The organism is Frankia sp. CcCS3 (assembly GCF_977927575.1).
The window spans coordinates 1-3,250 of the sequence record NZ_CDWRCL010000323.1 but is presented as its reverse complement, the minus strand read 5'-3'; the positions used below and the strand labels follow the sequence as shown (position 1 = coordinate 3,250).

The following is a 3,250-nucleotide window of genomic DNA, read 5'->3' as shown; positions in this document are numbered from 1 at the left end:
GCGCCCGGCGGCACGCAGCTGCCGGCGGGATCCCGGCAGCTGCTGACGGAGCTCGGGCCGGCGGGCTGGGCGGCGTGGCTGCGCGCCCAGGGGGCGCTGGCCGTCACCGACACCACCTTGCGTGACGCCCACCAGTCGCTGCTGGCCACGAGGCTGCGCAGCTTCGACATCCTGGCGGCCGCCCCGTCGTACGCCGCGCTGACGCCGAACCTGCTGAGCCTGGAGGCCTGGGGCGGGGCGACCTACGACGTCGCGCTGCGCTTTCTCGCGGAGGATCCGTGGGAGCGGCTCGCTGCGCTGCGCCAGGCCGCACCGAACATCTGCCTGCAGATGCTGCTGCGGGGGCGCAACGCGGTCGGGTACACCCCCTACCCGGACGACGTCGTCCGGGCGTTCGTCGCCGAGGCCGCGGCGACCGGCGTCGACATCTTCCGGATCTTCGACGCGCTGAACGACATCGAGCAGATGCGCCCGGCGATCGAGGCGGTGCTCGGTACCGGGGCGATCGCCGAAGGGACGCTCTGCTACACCGGTGACCTCTCCGATCCGGCGGAGCGGATCTACACCCTCGACTACTACCTGCGCCTCGCCGAACAGCTCGTCGAGGCGGGTGTGCATGTGCTCGCCGTGAAGGACATGGCGGGACTGCTGCGCCCGGCGGCGGCGGCCACGCTGGTGACGGCCCTGCGGGAGCGTTTCGACCGGCCCGTCCACCTGCACACCCACGACACCGCGGGCGGCCAGCTCGCCACCCTGCTCGCGGCGTCCGCGGCCGGGGTGGACGCGGTGGACGCCGCCGCCGCGCCGATGTCCGGCGGCACCAGCCAGGTCAACATGTCCGCGTTGGTGGCGGCGACCGACCACACTCCCCGGGCGACCGGCATCGCGCTGCCCGCGCTGTCCGCGATGGAGCCGTACTGGGAGGCCGTGCGCGACCTCTACGCCCCGTTCGAGGCGGGGCTGCGGGCCCCGACCGGGGCCGTGTACCGGCACGAGATTCCCGGCGGCCAGCTGACGAACCTGCGTCAGCAGGCGATCGCGCTGGGGCTGGGGGACCGGTGGGCCGAGGTCACCGAGTGCTACGCGATCGCCAACGAGCTGCTCGGCAAGCCGATCAAGGTGACGCCGACCAGCAAGGTCGTCGGTGACCTGGCGCTGTTCATCGCCGGCGGATCCGTCGACGTGGACCGGTTGCGTGCGCATCCCGAGGAGTTCGACCTGCCGGCCAGCGTGCTCGGCTACCTCGCAGGTGAACTCGGCACGCCGCCGGCCGGCTTCGCCGAACCGTTCCGGGAACGGGCGCTGGCCGGGCGCCGCCCGGCGCCGCCGTCCGTCGACCTCGACGCGGCGGACGCCGCCGAGCTCTCTTTCCCGGGGACCCGGCGGCGGGCGGCCCTGTCCAGGCTGCTCTTCCCCGGCCCGTGGAAGGACTACCTGCGGGCGGTGGACGCCTACGGGGACTCCTCCGTGGTCCCGACCGACGGCTTTTTGTACGGGCTGCGGCCCGGCGTTCCGCTCACCGTCACCTTGGAGCCCGGGGTGGAGATCATCGTGGAGCTGGAGACGCTCTCCAAACCGGACGACTCCGCGATGCGCACCCTGTACCTGCGGGTCAACGGCCAGCCCCGGCCGGTGCGGGTCCGGGACGCGTCCATCACGGCCACCACCACGGTGGCCCGTCGGGCGGACCCCGCCGATCCGAACCAGGTGGGCGCCGGGCTGCCCGGCATCGTCACGTTCAGCGTCGCGGTGGGCGACACGGTGACGAAGGGCCAGCGGCTGGCGGTGGTGGAGGCGATGAAGATGGAGGCCGCGGTGACCAGCCCGGTGGGCGGGACCGTCGTGGAGCTCGTCCGCTCCAGCGGCGACTCCGTCGAGGTCGGTGACCTGCTGCTTATTCTGCGTTCCTGATTACGCTGCGTTCCTGATTACGCCGGTCGGGTTCTGCCTCCGCGGGGGTGTCGTGGCCGGGAGCGTCCCGGCCACGTCCCCCGCCTCCCGGCCCGGGCGGAAGACCCAGGCGCGCAGTAGAAGGAACCGGATGACCGTGGAGGCCAGGTGCGCCAGCACCAGCACGGAGAGTTCAATGCCGCGGCCGGGGTTCGTGCTCGCCGCGTGCAGGAGCGCGAGCGAACCGCTGGTCAGGCCGAGGCCGACGGCGAACACCACCAGGCCCTGCAGATGGTGGCGACCGGCGCGCTCCGGACCGGTGAGACCGAAGGTCAGCCGCCGGTTCGCCGGGGTGTTCGCAACCGCCGTGAGAAGCAGCGACAGCAGGTTCGCGACCTGCGCCCCGGTGACTGTCCGCAGCAGGACGAAGAGCACCAGATAGGACAGCGTGCTGGCGATCCCGATCGCGGCGAATCGCAGGAGCTGACCGGTGAGTCCCTTCGGTACCCCCGGGACCTCGACGGCCTTGCCCTCCTCGGCGTGGCCGGCGGTGAGCGGGCCTCGGCCGAACTCCTGGTGCAGCCTGGCGAGCGGTAGCTTTCCGCTGCCGAACGCCCGCAAGAGGCGGACCACACCCTTCAGGTCAGCGATGGCCGTGGCGAGCACGTCGACGCGGCTGTCCGGATCATCGATCCAGTCGACCGGGATCTCGTGGATGCGCATTCCGGCCCGTTCGGCCAGGACGAGCAGCTCGGTGTCGAAGAACCAGCCGCTGTCTTCCACCAAGGGCAGCAGGCCTGCCGCGGCGTCGGCGCGGATCGCCTTGAAGCCGCACTGCGCGTCGGAGAACCGGGCCGCCAGTGTCCTGCGGAGGATCAGGTTGTAGCAGCGGGAGATCACCTCCCGGCGCGGTCCCCGCACGACCCGGGAGGCGGGGGAGAGCCGGGTGCCGATCGCGAGATCCGAGTGGCCGCTGATGAGCGGGGCCACCAGGGGCAGCAGCGCGGCGAGGCCGGTCGACAGGTCGACGTCCATGTAGGCGAGCACCGGTGCGGGCGAGATGCCCCAAGCCGCCCGCAGTGCCCGGCCGCGGCCCTTGGCTTCGAGGTGGATCGCGGCGACCTCGGGGAGCTCCTTCTCCAACGCCTGGGCGATGACCAAGGTGCCGTCGGTGCTGGCGTTGTCGGCGATCGTGATCTGAAAGGGGTACGGGAACGTCCCGGTCAGGTGGGCGTACAGCCGTCGGACGCAGGGAGCGAGGTCGTTCTCCTCGTTGTATACGGGCTCTTCGAAGTTAAGCGGGTTTGAGGCATCTGCGGGCTCGGCGGCTTCGGAGACGAGATACCGGATGGAGGTGGAC

2 protein-coding genes are annotated in these 3,250 nt (G+C 71.9%); one reads left to right on the top strand and one right to left on the bottom strand.

Annotated features, from left to right (window positions below):
- Window positions 1–1,911: pyruvate carboxylase subunit B (locus tag AC08OQ_RS18640; RefSeq protein WP_476612266.1), on the top strand; the 1,911-nt coding region annotated here is incomplete at its 5' end.
- Here AC08OQ_RS18640 and AC08OQ_RS18635 read toward each other — a convergent pair.
- On the bottom strand, window positions 1,912–3,240 hold the full coding sequence (locus AC08OQ_RS18635) for a bifunctional glycosyltransferase family 2/GtrA family protein (protein WP_476612267.1): 1,329 nt from the start codon (window positions 3,238–3,240) through the stop codon (window positions 1,912–1,914).
- Window positions 3,241–3,250 lie beyond the last annotated feature (10 nt).